This window comes from Prevotella denticola, from assembly GCF_900454835.1.
GTDB classification, from domain to species: Bacteria; Bacteroidota; Bacteroidia; order Bacteroidales; family Bacteroidaceae; genus Prevotella; species Prevotella denticola.
In genome coordinates this window covers 264,595-290,699 of record NZ_UGTM01000002.1, presented here as the reverse complement: position 1 = coordinate 290,699, position 26,105 = coordinate 264,595, and the positions used below count along the sequence as shown (strand labels likewise).

At 55.9% G+C, this 26,105-nt stretch carries 14 protein-coding genes and 1 tRNA gene; 6 read left to right on the top strand and 9 right to left on the bottom strand.

All coding sequences use genetic code 11. The features are described from left to right. Positions 1 to 20 precede the first annotated feature (20 nt). From DYH27_RS09345 to DYH27_RS09320, 5 genes are all read right to left on the bottom strand, one after another. On the bottom strand, positions 21 to 1,304 hold the full coding sequence (locus DYH27_RS09345; RefSeq protein ID WP_029216350.1) for an MFS transporter: 1,284 nt from the start codon (positions 1,302 to 1,304) through the stop codon (positions 21 to 23). 8 nt (positions 1,305 to 1,312) lie between these two features. Then, positions 1,313 to 2,431, bottom strand: coding sequence for an aldose epimerase family protein (locus DYH27_RS09340; protein ID WP_025067749.1), 1,119 nt, complete (start codon positions 2,429 to 2,431; stop codon positions 1,313 to 1,315). A 1,364-nt stretch (positions 2,432 to 3,795) separates the two neighbouring features. Further along, the gene (locus tag DYH27_RS09330) at positions 3,796 to 5,001 is read right to left on the bottom strand and encodes a bifunctional 3,4-dihydroxy-2-butanone-4-phosphate synthase/GTP cyclohydrolase II (protein WP_025067748.1); all 1,206 of its coding nucleotides are present in this window, start codon (positions 4,999 to 5,001) and stop codon (positions 3,796 to 3,798) included. 14 nt (positions 5,002 to 5,015) lie between these two features. Then, positions 5,016 to 6,950: an LptF/LptG family permease gene (locus tag DYH27_RS09325; protein ID WP_029216349.1), complete on the bottom strand. Its 1,935-nt coding sequence runs from the start codon at positions 6,948 to 6,950 to the stop codon at positions 5,016 to 5,018. A gap of 462 nt (positions 6,951 to 7,412) precedes the next feature. Continuing rightward, complete coding sequence (locus DYH27_RS09320; protein ID WP_013671736.1) at positions 7,413 to 7,805, bottom strand: START-like domain-containing protein; 393 nt, start codon at positions 7,803 to 7,805, stop codon at positions 7,413 to 7,415. Between the two features lie 331 nt (positions 7,806 to 8,136). On the opposite strand from DYH27_RS09320, the gene DYH27_RS09310 reads away from it, so the two are divergent. The 6 genes from DYH27_RS09310 to DYH27_RS09280 all read left to right on the top strand — a co-directional run bounded on the left by DYH27_RS09310 (position 8,137) and on the right by DYH27_RS09280 (position 20,944). Further along, positions 8,137 to 8,210 (top strand) — tRNA-Met (locus DYH27_RS09310). A gap of 1,259 nt (positions 8,211 to 9,469) precedes the next feature. Further along, positions 9,470 to 12,439 (top strand): SusC/RagA family TonB-linked outer membrane protein, encoded by a 2,970-nt coding sequence (locus DYH27_RS09300; protein WP_025067745.1) that lies wholly within the window; start codon positions 9,470 to 9,472, stop codon positions 12,437 to 12,439. 13 nt (positions 12,440 to 12,452) lie between these two features. After that, on the top strand, positions 12,453 to 14,027 hold the full coding sequence (locus tag DYH27_RS09295; protein ID WP_025067744.1) for a RagB/SusD family nutrient uptake outer membrane protein: 1,575 nt from the start codon (positions 12,453 to 12,455) through the stop codon (positions 14,025 to 14,027). 13 nt (positions 14,028 to 14,040) lie between these two features. Continuing rightward, complete coding sequence (locus DYH27_RS09290) at positions 14,041 to 15,729, top strand: DUF5114 domain-containing protein (RefSeq protein WP_025067743.1); 1,689 nt, start codon at positions 14,041 to 14,043, stop codon at positions 15,727 to 15,729. 24 nt (positions 15,730 to 15,753) lie between these two features. Beyond that, positions 15,754 to 16,803, top strand: coding sequence for a glycoside hydrolase family 53 protein (locus tag DYH27_RS09285; protein ID WP_013671728.1), 1,050 nt, complete (start codon positions 15,754 to 15,756; stop codon positions 16,801 to 16,803). Positions 16,804 to 17,173: 370 nt separating this feature from the next. Further along, positions 17,174 to 20,944, top strand: coding sequence for a hybrid sensor histidine kinase/response regulator transcription factor (locus DYH27_RS09280; RefSeq protein ID WP_244595170.1), 3,771 nt, complete (start codon positions 17,174 to 17,176; stop codon positions 20,942 to 20,944). A gap of 230 nt (positions 20,945 to 21,174) precedes the next feature. Here the strand turns inward: DYH27_RS09280 and DYH27_RS09275 are convergent, their stop codons facing one another. The 4 genes from DYH27_RS09275 to DYH27_RS09260 form a co-directional block, all read right to left on the bottom strand. Next, the gene (locus tag DYH27_RS09275) at positions 21,175 to 22,461 is read right to left on the bottom strand and encodes a bifunctional folylpolyglutamate synthase/dihydrofolate synthase (protein WP_025067741.1); all 1,287 of its coding nucleotides are present in this window, start codon (positions 22,459 to 22,461) and stop codon (positions 21,175 to 21,177) included. Positions 22,462 to 22,541: 80 nt separating this feature from the next. Next, a complete protein-coding gene (gene dnaJ / locus DYH27_RS09270) occupies positions 22,542 to 23,684 on the bottom strand; it encodes a molecular chaperone DnaJ (protein WP_004353102.1) in 1,143 nt (380 codons plus the stop codon). Between the two features lie 146 nt (positions 23,685 to 23,830). Next, positions 23,831 to 24,421, bottom strand: coding sequence for a nucleotide exchange factor GrpE (locus tag DYH27_RS09265; RefSeq protein WP_025067740.1), 591 nt, complete (start codon positions 24,419 to 24,421; stop codon positions 23,831 to 23,833). A gap of 51 nt (positions 24,422 to 24,472) precedes the next feature. Then, positions 24,473 to 26,095 carry an ABC-F family ATP-binding cassette domain-containing protein gene (locus DYH27_RS09260; protein WP_029216348.1) on the bottom strand — a complete coding sequence of 541 codons (1,623 nt, stop codon included), beginning with the start codon at positions 26,093 to 26,095 and terminating at the stop codon, positions 24,473 to 24,475. Between the last annotated feature and the right edge of the window lie 10 nt (positions 26,096 to 26,105).

Sequence of the window (26,105 nt, the reverse complement as noted above, 5' to 3'; positions counted from 1 at the left end):
GGATTATACGGGATTCAGTCTTAATCTTTCTTTGCCGGGTGCGAGCCTGCCAATGCGTAGAAAAGCATATAGGCCAGCATGGCCACGATCAGCCAGTAGCTCTGGATGTCGCCGATTCTGGTTGCCGTCAGGTTCTGGATCAGCGGCATGACACCGCCGCCGACAACCATTGTCATGAACAGTCCGGAAGCTGTTGCGGTGTATTTCCCGAGTCCTTCCGTTGCAAGGTTGAAGATAACGCCCCACATGACGGAGGTGCAGATACCGCAGAGGATGATGAACAGCACCTTTACCGGTACCTCTGCCTGAATCAGCGTGCTCTCGGCAAGGTCGGGCACGGTAAGGCTCATCTTGCTTGTCTCCGGCATGAAGATGGCGACAAGCAGGAGGACGATGGCAACGGAGGAGGTCACCGTGAGCTGCATACGGGAAGACACCTTGCCGCTGATGAAGGCACTCACGAAACGCCCGACGAGCATCAGCAGCCAGTATACACCGGCTATCAGACCGGCGATGGCCGCGCTGCCGAGCACGCCGCCCTCTGCCACCGGCTCGCTGAGGTAGAACAGAAGCTGGCCCGGGATGCCGACCTCGATGCCTACGTAGAAGAAGATGGCCACGATGCCGAGTACCAGCTGGCGGTAGCCCAGTGCGCCCTTGATGCCGCCCATCACGTCCGACTTCTCCGTCTCGGGTTCTGTCAGCTGCGTGAACCATACGATGATGAACGAAGCTGCGAAGATGACCAGTGCGATGAGCAGCAGCGGCGTGACTGCCTTGAGGGATGTGTCCTTCGTGATCTCGCCGATCATGGAGCCGGCCAGCATCGGGGTCAGTGTGGCTGCAAGCGAGTTCAGCGAGCCGCCGGTCTGGATGAGCTGGTTGCCCCGGTTGCCGCCGCCGCCGAGCAGGTTCAGCATCGGGTTGACGACCGTGTTCAGGATGCAGACGCAGAATCCGCACACGAAAGCACCGAGCAGATAGACCACATAGGTGCTGATGGCGTTGCCGTCCATCGTGCTGGAAACATACTGTATGCCGATGCCGATGAAGCCGAGGGCCAGGGCGACGAGGGCGGTCTTCTTGTAACCGTATTTTGTAATCATCATGCCGGCGGGAATGCCCATGAACAGGTAGGCGGCAAAGTTCATCATGTTGCCCATCATGCCGGCCCATTCATAGTGCTGTTTCCAGATGGTGCCGAACGGTGCAGCCATGTTGGTGACGAATGCGATCATCGCGAACAGGAACATCATGGTGATGATGGCCACCAGCGTTCCTCTCTTCTTAGTTTGATTTTCCATTTTTATGTTTATTTGTTTGTTTCTACATGGGTTGTCTGTTTCTCCACACCGAACTTATAGACGGTCTTCTGCGTATATTCCCTGCCCGGTTCCAGCACGACAGACGGGAAGTAAGGGTGGTTGGGACTGTCGGGGAAGTGCTGCGCCTCGAAGCAGATGGCACTCCGGCGCGGGAAAGTCGCCCCGTGCTGCCCTTTGTAGCCGTCGGCCCAGTTGTCGGTATATACCTGTACGCCCGGTTCGGTGGTGTAGACCTCCATTGTCCTGCCGCTCTCCGGCTCTCTGATGCGTGCCGCGAACGACAGTTCGCCCTCCTCCTTCTTGTTCAGGACGAAGCAGTGGTCGTAGCCTGCGCCGATTCTTATCTGTTCGTCGTCGGCATTGATGTCCTGTCCGACCGGTTTCGGCGTGCGGAAGTCGAAGGGTGTGCCGGCCACCTTCAGGATTTCGCCTGTCGGGATGGAGGTCTCGTCGATGGGGAGGTAGAAGTCGGCGTTGATTTGGCATTCCAGGTTTTCCACCGACGGGGTAGGGTCGGCGATGCCTGCCAGGGAGAAGAATCCGTGGCTGGTAAGGTTGATGACGGTTTTCTTGTTGGTCTTCGCCGAATACTTGATGACAAGCTCGTTGTCGTCGGTAAAGGAATAGGCTACCCATACTTCCACCTCGCCGGTGAAGCCTTCCTCCCCATAGGGAGACGTGTACTTCAGTACGACGGCATGGTCGTTTACCTGGACGGCGTCCCACACCTTTGCATTGAAGCCTTTCTTTCCTCCGTGCAGCGCATTGGGTCCGTTGTTGACAGCGATGCGGTATTCCTTGCCGTTCAGCTGGAAGCGTCCTTTGGCAATGCGGTTGCCGTAGCGGCCGATGAGGGTGGAGAGATAAGGCTCCGGGGAGCTGATGATGTCCTGGATGTTGTCGTGTCCCTGTATGACGTTCGCCAGATTGCCGTCTCTGTCGGGAACCATGATGGCGACGATGGCCCCCCCGTAGTTGGTGATGGCAACTTCGTTGCCCCTGGCGTTTCTGAGTACGTAGAGGTCGGTCTCCCTGCCGTCTATCGTGGTCTGGAAATCCTCTTTCCTCATGCCGCAGACATATTGCGTCTCTTCGCTGTTTACCATGATGTTTTGTTTTTAGTTACTTTCCAATGACCTGCAAAGTAAATAAAAATAAACGGAAACGGCAAACTTAATGCGGAAAATAAGCCTTAGTGGTGTGTTAAAAACAATTAACCGGAATATCTGGGTCGGTATGTGTGCAATGCCTCCCGCCGTACGAAGAACTTTCCTGTCCCGCCGATGACGGATAGCCGGGAGAGAGGACGGCACGCACCGTTCATGTACATATTTATAAAAGACAGGGAAACTGTTTTATGGAAAACAAGGAAAGTGTTTTCTAAAAGACAAGAGGACTGTCCGGCAGGCAGTGTTCATGATTTCAAGGAGTGGTCGCCACGGTCTGCGGAACTCCATGCAGCGTCCTCCTCTGGAACACCGTGCGTGCGACAGGGATGGCAGGAGCGGCGGCAGATTGGAAAGGAAGTCTGCCGTGTTTTTCCTGTCTTTGCAAACAGCTTGTAGTCAGGAAGATACGATTGAGGATGTAAAAGGTGCCTGATTGCGTTCCAAGTAAGCCTTACTTGGAACGCAACTAAGCCTTACCTGGCCTTCAATCAGGCCTTACTTGGAATGCAGCTAAGGCTTGATTCAAATGCAAGTAAAGTTTAGTTGGAAAATGGGTGACAATGAACCCGGGGTCCGGTGACAAAAAGGAGGATAATCAAAGGAGAGTATTTTATTCGGCATCCTTTGTCAGGCAAGAGAATCCGGGGATTCCTGTTCGAATCAAACAGATTTGCACGGTTTACTCGTCTACGGCTCACCAACACGTCTGCACAAAGGGTATGCCGATGAAAGTCGGACTGCATCCGGGAAAAAAGCTGGTCCGTTCAAATCCCACGGAATCATCTCGTCATGATGTAATATCTTACTCCGAATCCGGATATTAAGAATTTACTGATTTGGATGATTGCGGATATTCATTTTAAGAAATTCCGGGACCTCTGCAGAAATCTATTTGTCTCAGAACCGTATATCTGATTATCAACAAGTTGCATTTTCCGAGCGTCTCATGTAATGGAGTTTTACAGGGGCCTCATTCCATCCCCCTGCATATCCCCATACCATCCACGCTCCCGCCAATGCGAAAACTGCCATATCGAAGCAGATTTTTACTTCAATATGGCAGTTCCCACGTTTTCTTATGCCCCTTGCAGTTTCTTATGTCTAGGTTTGCAGTTTCTTATGTCCCGACTGCAAGGCCGGTGTCCCCCCACTCCAGGAGTAAAAAAATCAGCTTATCCCCAATAGATATATCTACTGTCCCCCGCTGTTCAGACGGAAGGGGTATCCCGCTGTCTACTCCCCTCTCCATTCGGAGAGGGGCCGGGGGTGAGGCTGTGCCAGGGGTGAGGCTGGCCTGGTCTCTACAGGTGCAGGTCGTGTCCCATGCGGTCGCGCTTCGTCTTCAGATAGCGGTAGTCGAACGGGTTGGGGGCAATCTCGATCGGCACGTTCTCTGTTATTTCCAGGCCGTAGGCTTCCAGGCCGACCCGCTTTTTCGGGTTATTGGTCATCAGCCGCATCTTGTGTACACCGAGGTGGCGCAGCATCTGCGCTCCGCAGCCGTAGTCGCGCTCGTCGGGGCGGAAGCCGAGATGGATGTTGGCCTCGACGGTGTCGAGCCCCTCATCCTGCAGCCTGTAAGCCGCAATCTTGTTCATCAGACCGATGCCGCGTCCTTCCTGCTGCATATAGATGATGACACCCTTGCCTTCCTTCTCGATCATTTCCATTGCCTTGTGGAGCTGCTCGCCGCAGTCGCAACGCCGGCTGCCGAGAATGTCGCCCGTCGCACAGGACGAGTGTACACGCACGAGCACCGGTTCGTCTTCCTTCCACGTACCCTTGATGAGTGCCATGTTTTCCAGTCCGTTCGCCTGGCGGAACGGAATCAGATGGAAAGTGCCGTACTGCGTAGGCAGTTCCACCTCGTCGCCCACCTCGATGCTCGACTCCTTTTTCAGACGGTAGGCAATGATGTCCTTGATGCTGATGATCTTCATGCCCCATTCCTTCGCACGCTTCTGCAGATCCGGCATACGTGCCATGGTGCCGTCCTCGTTCATGATTTCCATGAGCACGCCTGCCGGGAAGCAGCCGGACAGCTTGCAGAGGTCGACGGCCGCCTCGGTATGGCCCGAGCGGCGCAGCACGCCGTTGTCCTGGGCATAGAGCGGATTGATGTGTCCCGGCCGGCCGAAGGTCTGGGGAGTAGATTCCGGATCGGCCAGTGCCCTGATGGTCTCGGCACGGTCGTGGGCGGAGACGCCCGTCGTGCAGCCTTCCAGCTTGTCTACCGTGACGGTGAACGGCGTGCCGAGCATGGACGTGTTGTCGGACACCTGATGGGGCAGGTCCAGTTCGTCGGCACGTGAGAGCGTGATGGGCACGCAGAGTACGCCGCGCGCATTCTTCAGCATGAAGTTCACCTTCTCCGGCGTGATCTTCTCTGCCGCCATGATGAGGTCGCCCTCGTTCTCGCGGTCCTCGTCGTCTACCACGATGACGAACTTTCCTTCCCGGAAGTCGTTCAGTGCATCTTCGATGCTATCGAGTTTAAAGTCTTCCATATACTTGTTACTGATTATGAATGTTTCTTTTTATGCAGCCCAAAAGCGACTCTCTCCATCCGTTCTATCTCGGCAATCAGCACATCGTTGCAGGCAGTGATGGCACGGAGGTCACGATAGAGACGCAGGCGGAACCGCCACATACGGAAGTAGAAGAAGATGCCTGCCGGGAGAATCAGCCCGGCGAGGATGTTCAGCCACCGGCGGTCGAAAGGCCGCGTATGCGCCTTCACGGCCAGTATGGGATAGCGGTTCAGCACGGTCATGATGAGCTTGTTGCGCGTGTTGCCCAGGTCTTCGATGACGGCTTCGAGTTCGTCGCTGATGTTCTCGATGACATGGTCGGCATGATAGCGGAAGAACACCTTGATCACGTCAGGCGGCGATTTGAGGCTGCGCGACTTCGCATATTCGGCGATCTGTCCGTTCAGCAGCCGGAGCTGGGCGGCATCACGGCTGTAGGCCGGGTCGTTCAGGATTACTTCCTTGCCGGATATGCTGCGCTTGAGGCGGAGTCCGAACATCCGCCGCAGCAGGTTCATGTACATATCGGCATTGAACACCGCCGAGTCGTTGTTCGCCTTGTAGGTGAAGAACACCGCCATCGGGATGAGCACTGCCATCGACAGTCCCTTGCCGAACCAGATGGCCCAGTCGCCCTGGCGGGACATACGGTAGCCGGTGTTGTCGAGGATGTAGAAGATGATGAACACGATGACGCTGATGATGATCGGTATGCCCAGTCCGCCCTTGCGGATAATGGCACCGAGCGGTGCGCCGATGAAGAAGAAGATGATGCAGATCAGCGACAGCGTGAACTTGTTGATGGTCTCGATGTCGTGCAGACGGATCAGCTTGTCGCCGTCACTGGTCACCAGACTCTTGAACTCGAGGTCGCCCACCTCCTGCTGGACAGTAGACAGAGCCTGGTCGACGACCTGGCGGCGCTGGTCGGCCGGCAGCCTGCTGAATATCGAGTCGACATTGAAGCTCTTTCCTTCCGCCAGTCTGACGGCCTGCTTCATCTCTGACGGCCGGAGCCTGGGGGAAGGATAGTAAATTGACTGTGCATCCTTGTAATAGGCCTTTCCTACGCTGTCGTAGACGTGGACCAGCGAGTCCTTGTCGTGCTGTATCTTGGTGATGCTCTTCGTACGGGCATCGTTCGAGATACCCGCCATGTCGGTGAGGTTGAAGTCGCCGTCAAAGTCGAGCACGATGTGCTTGTGGGTGAACGTCTCCCGGCGGTAAGGAACGCTGGCACTGCTGCCCATCTCCTGCGAGCGCATGTTCTCGAACCACTCTCCGCTCCACAGGTTCAGCACGAGATGCTTCTTCTCTGCCGTCGACTGGAGCATGCCCGAGTCGGCAAGGATGATGGCCTGGTCCTCGTAGCTGTCGGTCATCCGGTACACCATGATGTTATAGAGGTGTCCGGTCTTCAGGTCTTTCTTTTCCACATAGAGGTTGGTATTGGGGATGCCGTCATAGAAGATGCCTTCGGGTATCTCCAGCTCCGGACTTTTCTGCTTCATGGAAATGAGAAGCTGGGCGATGTGCTTCTGCGCGCTCGGCCCTACATTGTTCTGGAAATAGAACGAACCGCAGGCGATGAGGACACTGATGACGATCAGACCGCGGAACGACTGGACCAGCGAGATGCCGGCCGACTTGATGGCCGTCAGCTCGGAACTCTCGCCGAGGTTGCCGTAGGAAATAAGCGAGGAGAGGAGGATGGCCAGCGGAAGGGCCTGCGGCACCATCATCAGGCTCATGTACCAGAAGAACTGTCCGAGAACATCCATGGACAGTCCCTTGCCGATCAGGTCGTCGATATACCGCCACAGGAACTGCATCATCAGCACGAACAGACTGATGAAGAATGTCCCGGCGAAGAGCATGCCGAACTGCCTGGCTATGAATATGTCTAATTTCCTGATCCGAAACATCATGACGGTGGCGAGCGGAGTGTCACCCCTTGTTTAACGTGCGTGAATACAGCCTGCAGATGCGGAGGAGGCCGATCCCATCCCGCCGGTGCAGCCTGTCCGCTGCAAAGAGCGTGCGGGCCGGTATGGAAAGTACTTGCACTTTCTTTTCCCCGGGTGCAGCGTATTCCGTGCAAAATTACATAAAAATATCAGAGTAATGGTCTTTTTTAGTATTTTTATTCTCTGTCCCCTTCTTGCAACCTGTCCTGCAACCTGTCCAGCATGATTCTGGCAGATCTGAAACTGAACCATAGGTCTGAAACGGAACTGTAGGCTTCAAAGTCGTGAAAAGAAAGGCAGAGCATTCCGGCTTTTCAACAGAAGAAACAGACTTGGAAAAACCTCAAACCTCAAATCTCAAATCTCAAATCTCAAATCTCAAACCTCAAACCTCAAACCTCAAACCTCAAACCTCAAACCTCAAACTCCCGTAATCCGGTGCAGCCGATCGATATTCTGGTCCCAGATTCTGACGAGATCCTCCGGTTCGTCATCCTCGGTGAAGTCGGTGACAGCCAGATGATAGTTGCCGGCTATCTCGCTGTGGAACATCCTGATTTCCCAGTAGGCATCACTGTCGGACGAGTCCCAGTGCAGCCGTATGTGACTGTTTTTCACCATCTCGATCACGGTCGCTGTATGCGTATCATGCTCACGGAGCGGGTCGCCCCATACGAAAGTCGCCGTTTCCCCCTCCAGGGTCACCTCGTCCGCCAGCCACTTCATCATACCGATCGGCGTACTGATCAGCGTCCACACGGCACTGCCCGAATGGGTCTTCAGCTCATATTCCAGTTCTATTTTCCTGCTCATTATTCAAATGTTCTGCATTTTCTTTCATTATTTTTATAACTCTTCTCCCCGGCCGTCCGCTCCGGCCTGCCGGCATCCCGCTACCTGTCCCAGACTTGCAGGACAGCCACCGCCCCCTCCTGTCGGCGGAACGGTACATTCCCTGTACATCCCGTCATGCAGCCGCTCATCCGGCTCTACGGAAAGACAGAAACCAGCCCCGCAGACAGCAGCCGCCTGCAAATATAAAACTTTTTCCTGTATATCCGCTAAAAAAGTGATTTAAAATTTGCAGACTTAACTTTTTTTCCATACCTTTGCACCCGCTTTCGAGAACGAAAGCACCGTGGATGGCGGGATAGCTCAGCTGGTTAGAGCGTCGGATTCATAATCCGGAGGTCGTGGGTTCGGGTCCCACCCCCGCTACAAATTACGCCCTGTAAATCTTTGATTTACAGGGTGTTTTATTTTTACAGGGTGCAAATAGGACGCAAATTGCAACACATACCGAGCAGTAGAGAAAAGGGGACAGTAGATCTTCTGTTGGGGGGGGTAGACTCATTCTACTTATGAAAAATCTTCTAAAGTTTAGAGTAGCAGGATACTGACAATGAGGACAGAATTACCAACAGTTTACTGCAAAATTTTATTTCTCATTTGCTGTCACTTTTAACATCTCTCACTAATACATTGTTTATTAGCATGTTATATGTATTTACAGAGTGACGGCAGTGACAGGAAAAAATTTCACAGCAGACCGATTACAGGCGCATCTGCCGTGGATGAATGCCAGACTATGTTTTATCCTAAAGTATATTCTTCTGCGGCAGACTCTTTATCGGGGGGAGCATGATGTTTATTCAGAAAGCATATTTTCAAGAATAACCGATTATCATAATACTTACCGCGATCCGAACTAAGCCTTGACACCAAGGGTGTACACCCTCAACACCATTCGTGTTTACCCTCGACACACTGACAGGAAAGAATCAGTGTGCGTAAATAATAATCCCCATTCATTATCTACTGTCCCCCCTTTGGTATGGTCGTCTTCCGTGAGGAAGGGATGGGACAATACAGACAATGTATCGGCAGCATGTTGTCTGTCGGTGTCTGTATGAAAAAATCATTGACAGCACAGGCCTGTTCGAATGTGAATTGTTTGGTAAGTGGTTCCTTGGCAAAGTCGATGACGGTTTTCAGAGCCTTGCGACATACGGCATCCAACAAGTCTATTGCCTTCTGAAAAGCGAATATAAGGTTGGTCTGCCCATTGTGCTGTGGCTGCAGTCTGTCATGCTTGTTCCAGGGTGGTCTGTCGTGCAGGTGTTCTGGGTGAATGGCGTTTTCTGTTGTTTCAACGGGGCGACGGCAGTCCTTTCCGTTCGTTCTCCCGCACCTGTATAAGAAGGTTTGTCCAGGCGGATTCCCGCCATGTCCGAAATGAGCAAAACATTGTCTGTTTTGTGCTTGCACCGCACTTGAAAGTCTATTAATTTTGCCGCATCAAACACGACAGGTACTGCCGGACAGGCTATTCCCATGTGAACGGTGCCGCCTGTGCCGGCCTGTTGATTTTATCCTCAGAAGACTGGAGAGGTGTTGTCGGAACCCGCTGCCTGTGGGACTTTCTCCGGCAGAAAACTCCTTGCATGGCGTACAATAATTTATAACTAAAAACCAATATGATTTACAAAAGCAATTTTACAATGCGCTTGTTCTGTATGGTTTTCCTTGTCTTTTTTGTCACGGTGTCTTCCGTCGCACAGAATGTCAGGAGGGTGACCGGTACGGTGACAGACGATAAGGGGGAGACCCTTATCGGGGCAACAGTAAAGGAAAGAACCCATGGGGCAGGAACCGTCACCGACCTTGACGGACGTTTTTCCCTTGATGTGGACGGGCGCGTCTCCGAGCTTCAGATTTCCTACGTCGGCTACAAGACGAAGACGGTGAAGATTTCTTCCGGCGGACCGCTTGCCGTCACGCTTGAATCGGACGAACATATTCTGCAGGAGGCAGTCGTCATCGGCTACGGCGTACAGCGCAAGAGCGACCTGACCGGTTCTGTGTCGAGTGTGAACAGCAAGGATTTCAACCAGGGTGTCGTCAATTCGCCCGAGGCACTTGTCAACGGCAAGGTGAGCGGTGTGCAGATTATCAGCAGCGGCGGTTCTCCGTCGGCCGGCAGTACGATCCGCATCCGTGGCGGTGCGTCGCTCAATGCGTCCAACGACCCGCTGATTGTCCTCGATGGCATGCCCATGGAGGTCGGCGGGTCGGTTTCCGGCAGCGGAAACTTCCTGAGTCTCATCAATCCGAACGACATCGAGAGCATGACCATCCTCAAGGATGCGTCCTCGACGGCCATCTACGGATCGCGTGCCTCCAACGGTGTCATCATCATCACCACCAAGAAGGGCACCAGTTCCGTCCGCCCGAAGATCACGTTCTCCTCGACGAACGCCCTCCAGACTCCCACTCGGACGGCTGACATGATTACACGTGAAGAGCTGTACCGTCTGGTGCGCACTTACGGCAATGACAGCCAGAAGTCGCTGCTCAACGACGGTGTCGACACCGACTGGAACAAAGAAATATTCCATACCGCTTTCGGAACGGACAACAACCTCGGCATCTCCGGCAGGGCTGGTGCGATACCTTACCGTTTGTCTTTCGGTGCGAGCGGCCAGAACGGTATTCTGCGGACCGACAACGTGACCCGCTACACCGGCAGCATCACGCTCACTCCCATGCTCCTGGATAACCGCCTCAAGCTGAACATCAATCTGAAAGGCACTTGCAGCGACAACCGTTTTGCCAATACGGAGGCCATCTGGAGCAGTGCCACGCACAATCCCTGCTCGCCTGTGTATTCCGGCAGCGATGCTTTCCTCGGCTACTATGAGGCGGCCGATGCCAACGGCGTCCCGGTCAACGGTGCCACGGGGAATCCGGCCGGACTGCTTGACAACTATCACTCCACGAGCAAAGTCTACCGTGCCATCGGCAGCTTCGATGCGGACTACAGCTTCCGTTTCCTGCCGGGACTCCATGCCCACCTTACGCTCGGCTATGACGGGTCGCGCGGCCGGGGACACATTTATGTGCCACACGAAGCCTACCAGTATTACAACACAGGAGGCCGCAACTACAGCTACGGTCCGCAGCGGAACAGCAACCGGCTCTTTACATTCTATCTCGATTATGGCAGATACTTCGACCGCATCAAGAGCAACATCGAGGTCACGGCCGGTTACGATTACCAGGCATGGAAATACACCAATGCCGCCTACACCGAGCTGAACGACAGAGAGCCGGCAGAGGTGCAGTCGGCATCCGCCGCCGACGACCAGCGTCATGTGCTGCTTTCCTACTATGGCCGCCTGAACTACAGCTTCAACGGCAGGTATCTGCTTACGGCCAGTCTGCGCCGTGACGGTTCGTCACGCTTCGGCAGAGGGAGCCGATGGGGTTCCTTCCCGTCTGTCGCTCTGGGCTGGCGTATGTCGGAGGAAGATTTCTTCAGGCCGCTGAAGCCGGTTTTCAGCACGCTGAAGCTGCGTGCCAGCTATGGCGTGACCGGACAGCAGGACGGTATTGCCAACTACGGCTATCAGCCCCTGTACACACTCAGCCAGGCCGGCGCCTGCTATATGTTCGGCGGCCGGCCCGTTGCCACTTACCGTCCGTCGGCCTACAACAGCGGGCTGAAGTGGGAGACGACGAAAGCATGGAACTGGGGACTTGACTTCGGATTTCTCGGCGACCGGATCACAGGTTCGATAGACTGTTACTACCGCCGGACCGAAGACCTGCTGGCTACCGTTCCTGTTGCCGCCGGCACCAACTTCAACAAGCAGATGTTGAGCAACGTGGGGAATATCACGGGCAAAGGTGTGGAAATCTCCCTGTCTGCGACGCCTGTGCAGACAGACAGCTGGGAGTGGAGTCTCAGCGGCAACGCCACGTGGCAGAGCAACAAGATCACGAACCTCCGTCTCAATGCCCGTTCGGCATCGCCCCACACACCGGCGGGTGCCATCGACTCGCATTATGTACAGGTGCTGTCAGAGGGGTATGCACCTTATAGTTACTACGTCTACAAGCAGATTTATGACGAGAGGACAGGACTGCCGATAGAAGGACTCTATGCCGACCTCAACGGCGACGGAAAGGTAGACTCGAAGGACCTGTACCATCACCATTCGCCGTCGGCTGACTGGCTCTTCGGCTTCTCCACGTCAGTGCGCTGGAAGCGTCTCACGTTGAGCACATCGCTCCGGGCCAGTGTCGGCAATTACCTCTACAACGGAATGGCCATGAACACGGGAGCCTGGGAAACAATGTCGTACAACAGCTACCAGCTCAACCGCCTCCACGCCAGCTATCTGGATACACACTTCCGGAAACGGCAGTATGAGAGCGACTTCTATGTCGAGAACGCCTCGTTCCTGAAGATGGACAACGTGCAGCTGTCGTACAACTTCGGGAAGATTGCGAAGTGGTGCTCGCTCAACGCATCGTTCATGGTGCAGAACGTGTTTACCCTCACCGGCTATACCGGAGTAGATCCCGAATGCCAGGGCGGCATAGACATGAGTGTGTATCCGCGTCCCCGTATCTATTCTCTGACCATTGGACTTGATTTCTAAAACACCGAAAACAATGAATACAAAACATATCATTATCATCGTCTTGGCCATGTGCGGCCTGCACTCCTGTACGGCCGACCTCGACCAGAGCCCTCACACCGACAGTCAGTCGACGGCCGCTGCCGTCTACAGTACGGAAGAAGGCTACAGACAGGCTCTCGCCAAGCTGTATGCCTCGTTTGTCATCACCGGACAGGAACAGGGCGGCGGCAATGCCGATCTGGCAAGCAACAGCGGTTATGACTTCCTCCGCGGTTACTTCAACCTTCAGGAAGCTCCGACCGACGAGATGGCCGCCACATGGCTCTCGGGCGACAAGATCGAGGGGCTGACCTATATGACGTGGGATGCCAGCGACCCCTGGGTGGCAGACACTTACTATCGTGCGTACTACACCATCGCACTGTGCAACGAGTTCCTGCGGCACGACACGGAAGCGGCTGCCGCCGGCAACGCCCATCTGAAGGCCTACCGTGCAGAGGCTCGCTTCCTGCGTGCGCTGTCCTACTACTACGTGCTCGACCTTTTCGGCAAAGGTCCTTTCGTCGATGAGACGATGGGTGTCGGCTCTTACACGCCCGGGTGTTACAGCAACAGGCAGCTGTTTGCCTACATAGAGCGAGAGCTGAAGGACATTGCTGCCGACGGACTGTCCGACCCCGGAAACTGTGAATACGGCCGCGCCTCAAAGGCCGCTGCCTGGGCATTGCTGGCGAAGCTGTATCTCAACGCCGAGGTGTACGGTGCCGGTACGCACTACACAGACTGCATTACCTGCTGCAAGAAAATCGTCAGTGCCGGCTTTTCCCTTGAGCAGGATTACGGCAAACTGTTCAATGCCGACAATGACAAGCGTACCTACGAGATTATCTTCCCGCTTGTCGTCGATGCCGTCCACACGGTCTCCTGGGGTGCCACGACCTATATCGTCTGTGGCGAATGCGGCAACACCAGTACCCAGAATCCTGCCCGCTATGGATTGACGAACGGATGGGGTATGTTCCGTGTGCGGGGTGAACTGCCGCAGCTTTTCGCAGGCAGGGAGAAGACCGACCGGCGGTACAGGTTCTATACCGACGGTCAGGAGCAATGGCTCGGAAAGGGCATCGACAACCAGTCGGAAGGTTATTTCGGCGAGAAATACTCCAATCTTACCGATGCAGGCGAGCCTGCCAGCAACACGGGAGCGGCAGGGTGCAGCATTGATTATCCTGTGTTTCGCCTGGCGGATGTGTATCTCATGCTTGCCGAGAGCGTCCTGCGGGGCGGACAGGGCGCGTCGCTGGGCGAAGCTCTGCAGTATGTCAACCGTGTACGGGAACGTGCTTCCGGCAGCACCGGAGACGACATCACTGCCGCACAGCTCACACTGAAGTTCATCCTTGACGAACGCGGACGCGAACTCTACTGGGAGTGTACACGCCGCACGGACCTCATACGGTACGGACTGTTCACGGGCGGCGGCTATAAGTGGCAGTGGAAAGGCGGCGTGGCAGACGGACGTGCCACCGACAGCCGGTACAACGTCTATCCGATTCCCACAGCCGAGCTGTCGGCCAATCCCAATTTATCCAACGAAAACTATTAACTTCTGACAAGTCATGAACAAGACAAAATATTTTTTACTATCTTTGCTGGCCGTACTGTCGCTTGCCGCATGCAATACGGATGGCGACCTGATCACCGCCGGCGGTGTCCCGGCGGTTGAGCTGAGCAGTTCCGGCGATGTCGTCCTCGACCGGAACAATACTTCGGGCCTGGCGCTGACGCTCTACTGGACGGACAATTCAAGGCTGACGACCAGCGACGGACGTGTGCAGACACCGGTGAATGCGACGGCGAACACGCTGCAGTTCTCGGCCACGGAGGATTTCTCTTCGCCGATAGAGATCCTCACCGATGCCGGGACCACGTCTCTGCAATATACGGCCGAAAGCCTCAATGCCCTTGCCGGGCGGCTGGACCTGGCCGGAGACGCGGCCTCGACGCTGTACATACGGATGAAGTCGGTGCTGTCAGACAATCTGGCCCCCGCATACAGCAATGTCTGCCGGCTGCAGGTTACGCCGTACCGTATCGACATGAGCCGGGCCTCCATCCTCGCTTCCGACCGCACAGACACCGGCAAAACCCTCTGTTCGCCTGAATCCAACGGCATCTACAGCGGTTTCATGGGTGTCGCCGGATGGTACAACTGGTGGCTACAGGAAGGCAACGGCATTCTCTGGGGCAACGACAGCGGCGGCAAGGCGTTTGCGGCAAGCAGCGGCGAGCAGCATTGGAACTTCTGGTTCCCGGGACCGTCAGGCTGTTACTACACGGTCGTGAACACCCTGCGCCAGGAGTGGAGTGCGCTGTACATTCCCTCGCTCTCTGTCAGTGGAGACATCCGGGGAGAAATGGCCTATGACCGGCAGAACAACAGATGGACACTGTCTTTCAGGGCTGCATCTGCCGGAACGGCTGTCATCCGCATCAGCGGCACCGGACGGCAGTACGATGTATCCACCGGCACCGACGACGGGGCTGCCGCCGGTACAGCCGTGGCATTCGGGATGAAGAACGGGAAGATTACGTTCGGATCCGTACCGAAGGACATCACGGTCAACGTTCCCTCTGCCGGCGAGATGGTGCTGTCACTGGACCTTTCCGACCCTTCCGGATGGACCTGCACGGCGGGCAAGGGCAGCACTTCGGAAGAAGTCCCGGGAAAGCTGTACATCCTCGGCAACGACGACCTGTGGGACTACACGGAATATCTTACACTGTACGACGAGGATCATCTCTGCTATGCCGCAGCGGTCAATTTCAATTCCTCATGGGGTTATTACTTCTCGAAGGCTTATCAGGACTGGACGGAAATCAATCAGGATCCCGCCACGGAGGAGAAGAAACTCACCACGAAAGGCCGGAACATTCCCCAGCCCGGCAAAGGGCTGTATGTCGTATGCGCCTCGCTCGGATGGATGAACTACTGGTACCCGATGGACGAGGCTGTCACGGAAGTCGCATATGCCGGCTTCAACGACAGCTGGGAACCGGTCGGCATGAAGGCCGTCGAGGGCCGTCCGGGTGTGTACACCGCGACCGTTGCCGCGACGGCCGGCACGCCGTGGGGCGTACAGATACTCCTCAACGGTTCCTGGACGCACTTCTTCGGCACGCAGGGTGACGGCACACTCTGCTGGGGCAGGAAAGGGACCGGTGCGCCGAAGGGATGGAAGACCGGGAAGACCTATGCCTTCACGGTCGATCTCTGCAAAGGCACTTATACATTAACTGAACAATAAACAACATCCTTATACAACTATAAAATGAAGAAGAAGTTTTTTAATATGATTGCCCTGCTGCTGTTCATCACAGGCGTGCAGGCATCCTGCAACAAAGAAGACAGTCCCGTGACCTCCCCCCGGCAGCCGGAACAGACACCGACCGCAGCCGGTACGTTCGCCAGAGGTGCGGACGTAAGCTGGGTGACCCAGATGGAGAGCGAAGGACTGACCTTCACCGACAGGAACGGTGTGCCGACAGAGCTGATGGCACTGCTCAAGAAAGACTGTCACGTAGATGCTGTCCGTCTCCGTGTATGGGTCAACCCGGCATCGGGCTGGAACAACGCCGACGATGTGCTGGTGAAGGCGCGCCGGGCAGCTGCACTGGGGCTGAGGGTCATGATCGACTTCCATTTCAGTGACAGCTGGGCTGATCCGGGACAGCAGACCGTTCCGGCAGCGTGGGCAGGCTACGACCTCCCGCAGATGAAGACGGCGGTGGCCGCCCATGTCACGTCGGTGCTGACGAAACTTAAGTCGTTCGGCATCACCCCTGAATGGGTACAGGTAGGCAACGAGACCCGCACGGGCATGCTATGGCCGCTGGGCAGCATTGACAAGGGCGGCAACTATGCCGAACTGTCCAATGCAGGCTACGATGCGGTAAAGGCCGTATTCCCCGGGGCCAAGGTGATTGTCCACATTGACTGCGGCGACAACCTGGCGTTCTATACCCGTGTCTTCGACTATATGCGGCAATACGGCGGGAAGTACGATGTCATCGGTATGTCGCTCTATCCCGAAAAGGGAAAGGGTGCCGTCTATGCAGACAAATGTGTAGACAATATCAAGACCCTGTATGCCACCTATGGAAAACCGGTGATGGTCTGCGAGATAGGAATGGACTACGACAATGCCGAGGAGTGCCGCGACTGCATCGCCTCGGTCATCCGCAAAGGAAAGGCCACAGGACATCTTGAAGGGGTCTTCTACTGGGAGCCGGAAGCACCTGCTGGTTACAACAAAGGCTACAACAAGGGCTGTTTCGTCAATGGGACACCGACAGTGGCACTGGACGCCTACGCCGAATAGGTACGGCGGAGAGAACAGCTGGAAGGAGGGTGTGTCAAAGGTCTATATGGTATGTGACACACTTTCCTGCTGCTGTCGCCGTGTCTTCCGGACGCTGTGCTTCCGGCATTAGTTGTCCGTGTTGTATGCGTCTGATATACAGTCGTTTATAAACCGCCTTGGAAAAGGTGCCTGATTGCCTTGCAAGTAGGCCTCGATTGAAGCCCAAGTAGGCCTTGATTGACGTGCAAGTAGGCCTTGATTGAAAATCAGGCAGGCCTTGGTTGTCGGGAAAGTGGTTTTTTCAGTAAATTTGCAGATATCTGGCCGTATCGGCAGGACAGGCACAGAGCCGTCCGCCTTCCGGCTGCAGTCTTTTGGTATGACAAAGATGTTCAGATTTTCGAGACGAGGCACGGCCCTGCTGGTGCTCATCCTCCTGATGACGGGCCGCATGGCAGCCCGGACACCGCACTTCGCCCGGTTTTTCAATGTTTCTCTGCCTTATGCGGCGAACGAGGTGGAGCAGGTGTGGCAGGACCGCCAGGGGATGGTCTGGCTCATCACGAGGCAGGGCGTGTTCACCTACGACGGTTACAGCACCCGGAAGATTACCGGCGGCAGCTTCTGGACTGCTGCCGCATTGAACCGCGACATCCTTATACTGGGCGGTGACGACGGACTCCGGTTTCTCGACATCAGAACCGAACGGCTCTGCAACCCTTTGGGCAATGTCCCGCAGACGGGCGAGATACGTGTCGTCGTCATGTCGGGAGGAGTCCTCTATGCAGGGACGAAGTCGAACGGTCTCTTCAGCTTCGACACCCGGCGCCGGCTGTGGCAGCGGTATATGGTTCCGGGCGGCAAGGACAATATCATCTACACCATCCGGCCTGTCAGCAACGGCGTGTACATAGGCCATCTGAAGGGACTCTCTTTCATGGACGGCAGGGGAAACTTAAGGGACACGGGCATACACGACAATGTCTACAGCATCGATATAGACCGGAGACGCAGGTGTCTGTGGGTCGGCACGGAGCATGGTCTCCTGCACCGCAGTCTGGTGAGCGGAAAGACGGCCCGTGCTCTGTCGGGCAGTACGTACAACCATCCCCTCGTCCTGCCTGACGGCAACCTGCTCGTCGCTTCTGAATACGGCATGCTGGTGTTCAACCCGGAAAGCGGAAGCAGACGGACGGTGAGCCATGATGTGTCGTCGCCTCTGTACAGTCTGCCCAGCAACCGTATCAACAGCTTCTTCCGCGACCGTCGGGGCAATATATGGATCTCCACCGACCGCGGGGCGGCATTCGCCCGGCAGGCGGATCCTTTCGAGTACACCCGCATTGTCGACATGACCCGCTCGAACGAGGGAAACACCTTCACGAACGTCCTCGAGACGGCTGACGGGGAGAAGTGGCTCGGAGGAGAGAACGGAATCCTGCACGTCACGAGGCGGGGCTGCAGATGGTTCAGGGTCGGCAGCGGACTGAAGAAGAACATGATACGCCATATCTATGAAGACCGTGACCATGACATCTGGATCGCCACGGATGCGAGTATAGCCAGGTACGACCGGCAGGCGGATCGGTTCGACTATTTCACCCTCACCGGCAGCGACGGACGGAATTCGGACTGGGCCTATGCCCTCTATGAAGACGACCGGCGGAGGCTGTGGGTGGCCACCTACATGGGCGGACTGTACGTCGTCGACAAGAAGGCGCTGCTGCGGAGCGGCGGGACTTACCGGATGCTGCGGTCGCCCTTCGGGAAGGATGCCGAGCTGGTAAGCACGGCCTACCGGCTTGTTCCGGACGGCAGCGGACACCTGTGGACCTATACCGGCAAGGGACTGGTGTCCATCGACACACGCAGTTTCCGCGTGTCGCTCAGGCGGAAGATGTTTCTTGACGGCATGACGGTGGCAAGAGGCTCTGTATGGATTGACGTGCAGGGCCGTCTTTACAGATACGAGATGGCATCGGGCAGGTACACCGATACCGGGTTCAGCGTGGATGACGGCATGATCTATGCCTTCGTGAACGAGAACGCCCGGGTATGGATGTCGACGTCAGAAGGACTTTTCTACATCGACCTGCACGACAATACGGTCCATTCTTCGGGTAAGCCCGAGTACAGATTCACGGCCGGTACTTACGTGGGTGCAGACCGTTCGATATGCTGGGGCGGACAGGATGTCGTGGCCAGGCAGCGGATATCGGACGGAAGGAACAGCCGTGACGTGGATGTTTACGTCACGGGGATAAGCGTCGACGGCAGAGCTGTCGGCGGCATTGTCCCGCGCTTTGCCACGGATATCCGCCTTGGCGGAAGGAAGAACATCTCCATCTTCCTTTCCACCTACGACTACGGCAACGGCAGCTCGGAAGTACTGTGGTACAGACTGGGCGACGGCAGCCGCTGGATGCCGCTGGCTGCGGGGACGAACAGCATCGCCCTGCCGGCCCTGCCGGGCGGCGCCTGCGAACTGTATGTGTCGGCCGGTCCCCGGTCGGGCAGCGTCAGGAAGTACACGCTCTGGGTGCCCTATCCCTGGTACCGGCAGTGGTGGGCATGGCTGCTGTATCTTCTGTCGTCCTCGTCGCTTGTCTATGTGGTCTTCTCCTTTTACAGAAGGCGTGCGCAGCAGGAGCTAAGAGAACGCGAACGGGAGAACGCCATCGCTCTGACGGAACAGAAGATGGACTTCTTCGTCGAGATGTCGCATGAGGTCAAGACACCGCTCAGCCTGATCATAGCCCCGCTGGAGAAGCTGCTGTCGGAAACGACCAATGCCCGTTTCCGCGGAAAGCTGCGGTCGATACATGGCAATGCCATGCGGCTGAGCGACATCATCAACCGCATATTGGACTTCAAGCGGATGGAAGTCGAGGGCGATGACCGGATTCTCGACTCGCACGTCGATTTCGTCTCCCTGGTGGGCAACTGTGTCCGTGAGTTTTCTGACCGGGCACGGGACCGGCAGGTGTCGCTTTCGTTCCACAGCTCCGTAGAGACGCTCTGGATGGATGTTGACATAGTCAAGATACAGTCGGTCGTCCGCAACCTCCTGTCCAATGCTGCAAAATATGTTGACGACAGGACGGGGCGGATTGCGGTCAGCGTCGGTATGGGGCAGGGCTGCGCAACGGTCAGTGTTGCTGACAACGGGCCGGGTGTCCCGGCAGGCGAACTCCGCCGGATCTTCTATAAGTACTACAAAGGCGACAGCCAGCATGACGGTACGGGGCTGGGGCTGGCCGTGGCGAGGAAATATGTGGAACTCCATGGGGGGACAATTGCCGCCGAGAATGCCGGCGGGTTGAGAGTGACCTTTTCGATTCCTGTCGGCGAGTCCGGGTACGGACTGTCGGGCGACGGAAGTCGTACCGGCGATGCGGACGGCCGGCCGACGGTGCTTGTCGTGGATGACAACCATGACATGGTGGACTTCCTGAAGTCTGCCCTGAACGAGAACTACAGGGCGATGGTGGCTTACAGCGGTGAGGAAGCGATGGAACACGTGGCGGCGACAGTCCCCGACATCATCATCACCGACCAGATGATGCCCGGCATGGATGGGATGGAACTGTGCAGGCGGCTGCGGCATAACCATGCGACAGCAGACACGCCCATCATCATGCTGACGGCAAAAGATGACCAGACGACAGAACTGAAGAGCATTTCGTGCGGTGCCGACGTGTTCATTCCCAAGCCTTTCAATCTGCAGAAACTCCAGCTGCACATGGTGCAGCTGCTCAGGCGGAAGGCTTCGATTGTCAAGAGTGTCCATATCGTTTCTATTGCGGAAGAGGGACAGGGGAGAATTGAAACGGTGAATGATGACGAGCGTTTGATGACCGAGATCATGAAGGCCATCAACGGCAATATGTCGTCGGAAGAATTCAATGTAAGCAGACTGTGCGAGCTGATCGGAATCGAACAGAAGCAGCTTTACAGAAAGATGAAGTTGCTTACAGGGCAGACACCTGTCAGTTTCATACGTGAACAGCGGCTGAAGCGGGCTGCCATGCTGCTTGGACAGGGACAGCTTACGGTTTCCGAGGTGATGTACCAGGTGGGCTTCAGCAGTCTGTCGTATTTCAACAAATGTTTTACCGGGATGTACAAGGTGTCTCCAAAGGAATACAAAGGCAGCTGACGGCTTCGGCATCGGCGGGAAGGGGGATTGATAAAAGGGAATGAAGGGACGTGCTTTGCAGCAGTCGCCCCTTCATTCCCTCTGTGTGTCTTTGTCTCTTTTTGCTTTTCTTATGTCTCTTTGCTTCCCTTGTGTGTGTCTTCGTTTCCCCTTGTGTGTCTTTGTCCTTTCGTGTGCTTCATCGGACTTATGTCTGCTTTGAGAGCCTGTACCGGAAGGCTGCCCGGAGGTCATCTGATGGCTGCCAGAAGGTCGGCCACTACATAGCTGGAACCACCGACGAAGATGAAATCGTCCTTGTCGGCAGCATGAAAGGCAGCGCGGTAGGCTTCCGGAACGGTAGGGAAGGTCTCTCCGTGCAGGCCGTAGCCGGCAGCTGTGGCGGCAACTTTCTCTGCCGGGAAGGCACGGCGGGTGGAGGGCTGTGTCCAGTAGTAGGCGGCATCGTCGGGCAGCATGGACATGACTGCGTGCAGATCCTTGTCGTCTACCATGCCGAAGACGATGCGCCTGCAGCGGCAGGGCTGGTGACGGATCTGCCGGGAGAGGTACTGCCAGCCTCCGGCATTGTGCCCCGTGTCGCAGATGACCAGCGGATGGTCCTGCAGTTTCTGCCATCTCCCCATCAGGCCTGTAGCCTCGCAGACATCGGCAAAGCCTCGGGCGATGCTGTCGGTATTTCTGATCACACCTTTATTATACAGGAGCATGGCGGCTGTCAGCACCGTGTTGGCATTCTTCTCCTGATAGCTGCCGCCCAGTTCGCCGGTGATGTTGCCGAAGAAGCGCGTCCGGTAAGCGATGCCGCCGGTAGGGAGTGCGTGTGATGCGCATACGGCCGGAATGTCTTCCGCAAAGACAATGAGTGCGTCCATCTTCTGTGCCTTTGCCAGAAATACCGCCTTTGTCTCGGGTACGGCCTCGCCGATGATGACGGGTACGCCCTGCTTGATGATGCCTGCTTTCTCGCCGGCAATCGCTGCCAGGGTGTTACCGAGGAACTGCGTGTGGTCGAGTGAGATGTTGGTGATGATGGACAGGACGGGGGTGATGATGTTCGTGCAGTCCAGCCTGCCGCCCAGACCTACTTCGATGACGGCGATGTCTACCTTCTGTTCAGCAAAGTACTTGAATGCCAATGCTGTCGTCAGCTCAAAGAAAGACGGATGGAGCGGTTCGAAGAAGCTGCGCTCCTGTTCGACGAAATCTATGACTTCCTGTTCCGGAATCATCTGTCCGTTGACCCTGATGCGCTCTCGGAAGTCAACAAGATGCGGACTGGTGTAGAGTCCTACTTTGTAGCCTTCGGCCTGGAGAATGGCGGCCAGTGTGTGCGAACAGGAGCCTTTGCCGTTGGTTCCGGCAACATGGATGGACAGGAAACGGGTGTGAGGATGGCCGAAGTGTTCGTCCAGAGCCTTTGTCGTACCCAGTCCTTCTTTATAGGCGGAAGCACCGATGTGCTCGAAGACGGGGGTGCTGGCAAACAGGTATTTTACAGTTTCTTGGTATGTCATGGGATGGGTGGGGTAGGAGGGGATGGGCGATGATGGCTGGTGATGGGCGATGATAAGCGATGATGGACGGTGATAAGCGGCTATGAGAACAGTTTACGGAAGTTCTCGAAGATAGAACGCTTGGTAGAGGTGTCACCGCGGAAGTTCTCGTTCTGGCGCAGTTCTTCGATGGCTTTCCGCTCTGCCTTGTTCAGTTCCTTCGGGACATACACGCTGATGTGGACAATCAGATCGCCTGTGCCGATTCCATAGCCCTGGACGGCAGGCAGTCCCTTGCCGCGCAGACGGAGCGTCTTGCCCGGCTGCGTGCCCGGTTCGATTTTGATTTTCACGCTGCTCCCGTCAATGGTCGGGATGTCAGCCTGTCCGCCCAATGCAGCTGTCGGGAAGTCGAGCAGGAGATTGTAGATGACATTCTGTCCGTCTCGGATGAAGGTGTCGTCGGGCTCTTCCTCTATGTACACTTGGATATCTCCCGTCACACCGTTGTGTCTTCCGGCGTTACCCTTGCCCGGGACATTGACGACCATACCCTCGGCTACGCCTGCCGGAATGTTGATTTCGACGACCTCTTCGCCTTTGACGATGCCTTCCCCATGGCAGTGGCTGCACTTGTTCTTGATAACGGTCCCCTCGCCGCCGCAGACATGGCAGACAGTCTGGGTCTGCATCATGCCGAAGATGCTCTGCTGAGTGCGGATTTCCACGCCCGTCCCATGACAGTTCGGGCAGGTCTCGCTACCGCTGCCGGCCTCTGCTCCAGAGCCGTGGCAGTGGTCGCAGGTAACATCCTTGCGCACCTTGAACTTCTTGGTGACACCTGTCGCTACCTCTTGCAGGGATAGCCGGACCTTCAGACGCAGATCCGTACCCCGGTATCTCTGTGCCTGATGTCCGCCTCTGCCACGCCCGCCGAAGATGTCGCCGAACATGGAGAAGATGTCGTCCATGGAGAATCCGCCGGCTGCACCGAACGGACTGCCGCCACCAAATCCACCGCCTGGTGCATCGAAACCGAACTGGTCGTACATCTGCCGTTTCTGCGGATCATGCAGCACATCGTATGCTTCGGCGGCTTCCTTGAACTTTGCCTCTGCCTCCGTATCACCCGGATTGCGGTCGGGATGATACTTGATGGCAAGTTTCCTGTATGCTTTCTTTATCTCGTCTTCTGAGGCACTCTTGCTGACACCCAGCACCTCGTAGTAGTCTCTTTTTGCCATTCTTCTTTATAGAATTTAAGGAGGCAGGGAGAGCCGCAAAGGGTAAGGCGGCCGTCTCGACCCTTATATCCGGAGTGTCGAAGGGACAGCCGCATGAGTGGGATTTCCTTCAACGCCTCTGCGTCTCTTTCTGTCTCCTTCCGATATTATTGTCCGACGGCCACTTTCGCGTGGCGGATGACCTTGTCGTTGAGCGTGTAACCCGTCTGTACACAGTCGATGACCTTGCCTTTCTTTTCGTCGCCCATGCCCGGGACCATTGCAATGGCCTCATGGTAGTCGACATTGAAGTCGGCGTTGTCGGTTTCGATTCTCTTCACGCCCAAGGTTTCAAGCACCTTGACAAACTTCTTGAATATCAGTTCGAAGCCTTTCCTGATAGCCTGCGGGTCTTCCGTCTTGTCGGCAATGGCCCGCTCGAAATCGTCGAGAACCGGCAGGACGGCGGTTACCGTCTTCTCGCTTCCGTTGAGGATAAGCTCCGACTTCTCCTTCAACGTACGCTTCTTGTAGTTGTCGAATTCGGCAGCCAGACGGATATATTTGTCTTTCCACTCCTCGGCCTCTTTCTGTATTGCGGCCTCCGTATCAGCCTCCTGTTCTGCGGTTTCATCCGCTTCGGTCTCTGCTCCAGCGTTCTTTTCCGACTGCTCCGGCTCTTCGTTCCGGGCTGTCTTTTCGCTGTACTGTTCCAGCTCTTCGCCTTCCACGTTTATATTCTTCTTTTCTTTCCTCATATCTGAATGCTGTTGGTCAGGGTATGTTTCGCAAAAAGTATGCCATCTTTGTCACGCTTCATACATCCCTGCTTTCTGTTCCTTGATCTGTTCGTCGTGGATATATTCGTCGTAGGTCATCAGCTTGTCGATGGTCCCCTTCGGCGTCAGTTCGATGATGCGGTCGGCCACGGTGTTGATGAATTCGTGGTCGTGGGAGCTGAAAAGGATGTTTCCCTTGAAGCTCACCAGGTTGTTGTTGAAAGCCTGGATGCTCTCCAGGTCGAGGTGGTTGGTAGGCGTGTCGAGAATCAGGCAGTTGGCATTCTGCAGCTGCATACGTGCAATCATGCAGCGCATCTTCTCGCCTCCGGAGAGCACGTTCACCTTCTTCTCCACTTCTTCCTGCTTGAAGAGCATACGCCCGAGAAATCCCTTCATGGCGACTTCGTTGCCTGGCCCGTACTGCGACAGCCAGTCGACGAGGTTCAGGTCGCTGTTGAAGAACCCGGTGTTGTCCAGCGGGAGATAGGCCGTGGTGATGGTCACGCCCCAGTTGTAAGTGCCGCCGTCAGCCTTGCGGTTGCCGTTGATGATTTCGAAGAGGGCCGTCATTGCCTTCGGATTACGGGAAAGGAAGACGACCTTCTGCCCTTTCTCGATGTTGAAGTTCACGTTGTCGAACAGTACCGTGCCGTCGGCATCCACTGCCTTCAGGTTCTCCACTTCCAGAATCTGGTTGCCCGGTTCGCGCTCCATGCTGAAGATGATGCCCGGGTACTTGCGGCTCGACGGGCGTATCTCCTCGACGTTCAGGCGTTCCAGCATCTTCTTGCGTGATGTGGTCTGTTTGCTTTTGGCGACATTGGCCGAGAACCGGCGGATGAACTCTTCCAGCTGTTTCTTCTTCTCTTCAGCCTTCATCTTTTGGTTCTGGGCCTGACGGAGAGCCAGCTGAGAGCTTTCGTACCAGAAAGAGTAGTTGCCGGCGAAGACGGTCACCTTGCCGAAGTCGATGTCGATGGTCTGCGTGCTGACGGAATCGAGGAAGTGACGGTCGTGGGAAACAACCAGTACCGTCTGGTGCTCGTCGATTTCGCCGAGGTAGTCCTCCAGCCACTCAACGGTATCGAGGTCGAGGTCGTTGGTAGGCTCATCGAGCAGCAGATTCTCCGGCTTTCCGAAGAGGGCTTTTGCCAGCATGACGCGCACTTTCTCCGTATTCGACAGTTCCGCCATCTGCTTCTGGTGCAGGTCCTCCTTGACGCCGAGGTTCTGCAGCAGCTGTGCCGCATTGCTCTCAGCCTCCCATCCGTTCATCTCGGCGAACTTCAGCTCGAGGTCGGCGGCACGGTTGCCGTCCGCCTCGCTCATCTCCGGTTTGGCGTAAAGTTCTTCACGCTCCTTCATGTTCCGCCAGAGCGTCTCGTGGCCCATGAGGACGGTATCCATTACCTTATACCCGTCATATTTGAAGTGGTCCTGCTCCAATACCGACAGCCGTTCGCCCGGCCCCAGTTCCACGGTTCCCTTGTTGGGTTCCAGGTCGCCGGAGATGGCCCGGAGCAGCGTCGACTTGCCGGCACCGTTGGCACCGATGACTCCGTAGATGTTGCCCGGTGTAAACTTCATGTTGACGTCCTTGTAGAGAACCCGCTTGCCGAATTGGATGGCAAGGTTTGAAAGTGTAATCATCTTTTTCTAA

Excerpts from the sequence above, each read along its gene's own strand:
- DYH27_RS09345 (WP_029216350.1), bottom strand. The coding sequence starts at position 1,304 with ATGGAAAATCAAACTAAGAAGAGAGGAACGCTGGTGGCCATCATCACC.
- DYH27_RS09340 (WP_025067749.1), bottom strand. The coding sequence starts at position 2,431 with ATGGTAAACAGCGAAGAGACGCAATATGTCTGCGGCATGAGGAAAGAG.
- DYH27_RS09330 (WP_025067748.1), bottom strand. The coding sequence starts at position 5,001 with ATGGAAGACTTTAAACTCGATAGCATCGAAGATGCACTGAACGACTTC.
- DYH27_RS09325 (WP_029216349.1), bottom strand. The coding sequence starts at position 6,950 with ATGTTTCGGATCAGGAAATTAGACATATTCATAGCCAGGCAGTTCGGC.
- DYH27_RS09320 (WP_013671736.1), bottom strand. The coding sequence starts at position 7,805 with ATGAGCAGGAAAATAGAACTGGAATATGAGCTGAAGACCCATTCGGGC.
- DYH27_RS09300 (WP_025067745.1), top strand. The coding sequence starts at position 9,470 with ATGATTTACAAAAGCAATTTTACAATGCGCTTGTTCTGTATGGTTTTC.
- DYH27_RS09295 (WP_025067744.1), top strand. The coding sequence starts at position 12,453 with ATGAATACAAAACATATCATTATCATCGTCTTGGCCATGTGCGGCCTG.
- DYH27_RS09290 (WP_025067743.1), top strand. The coding sequence starts at position 14,041 with ATGAACAAGACAAAATATTTTTTACTATCTTTGCTGGCCGTACTGTCG.
- DYH27_RS09285 (WP_013671728.1), top strand. The coding sequence starts at position 15,754 with ATGAAGAAGAAGTTTTTTAATATGATTGCCCTGCTGCTGTTCATCACA.
- DYH27_RS09280 (WP_244595170.1), top strand. The coding sequence starts at position 17,174 with ATGTTCAGATTTTCGAGACGAGGCACGGCCCTGCTGGTGCTCATCCTC.
- DYH27_RS09275 (WP_025067741.1), bottom strand. The coding sequence starts at position 22,461 with ATGACATACCAAGAAACTGTAAAATACCTGTTTGCCAGCACCCCCGTC.
- dnaJ (WP_004353102.1), bottom strand. The coding sequence starts at position 23,684 with ATGGCAAAAAGAGACTACTACGAGGTGCTGGGTGTCAGCAAGAGTGCC.
- DYH27_RS09265 (WP_025067740.1), bottom strand. The coding sequence starts at position 24,421 with ATGAGGAAAGAAAAGAAGAATATAAACGTGGAAGGCGAAGAGCTGGAA.
- DYH27_RS09260 (WP_029216348.1), bottom strand. The coding sequence starts at position 26,095 with ATGATTACACTTTCAAACCTTGCCATCCAATTCGGCAAGCGGGTTCTC.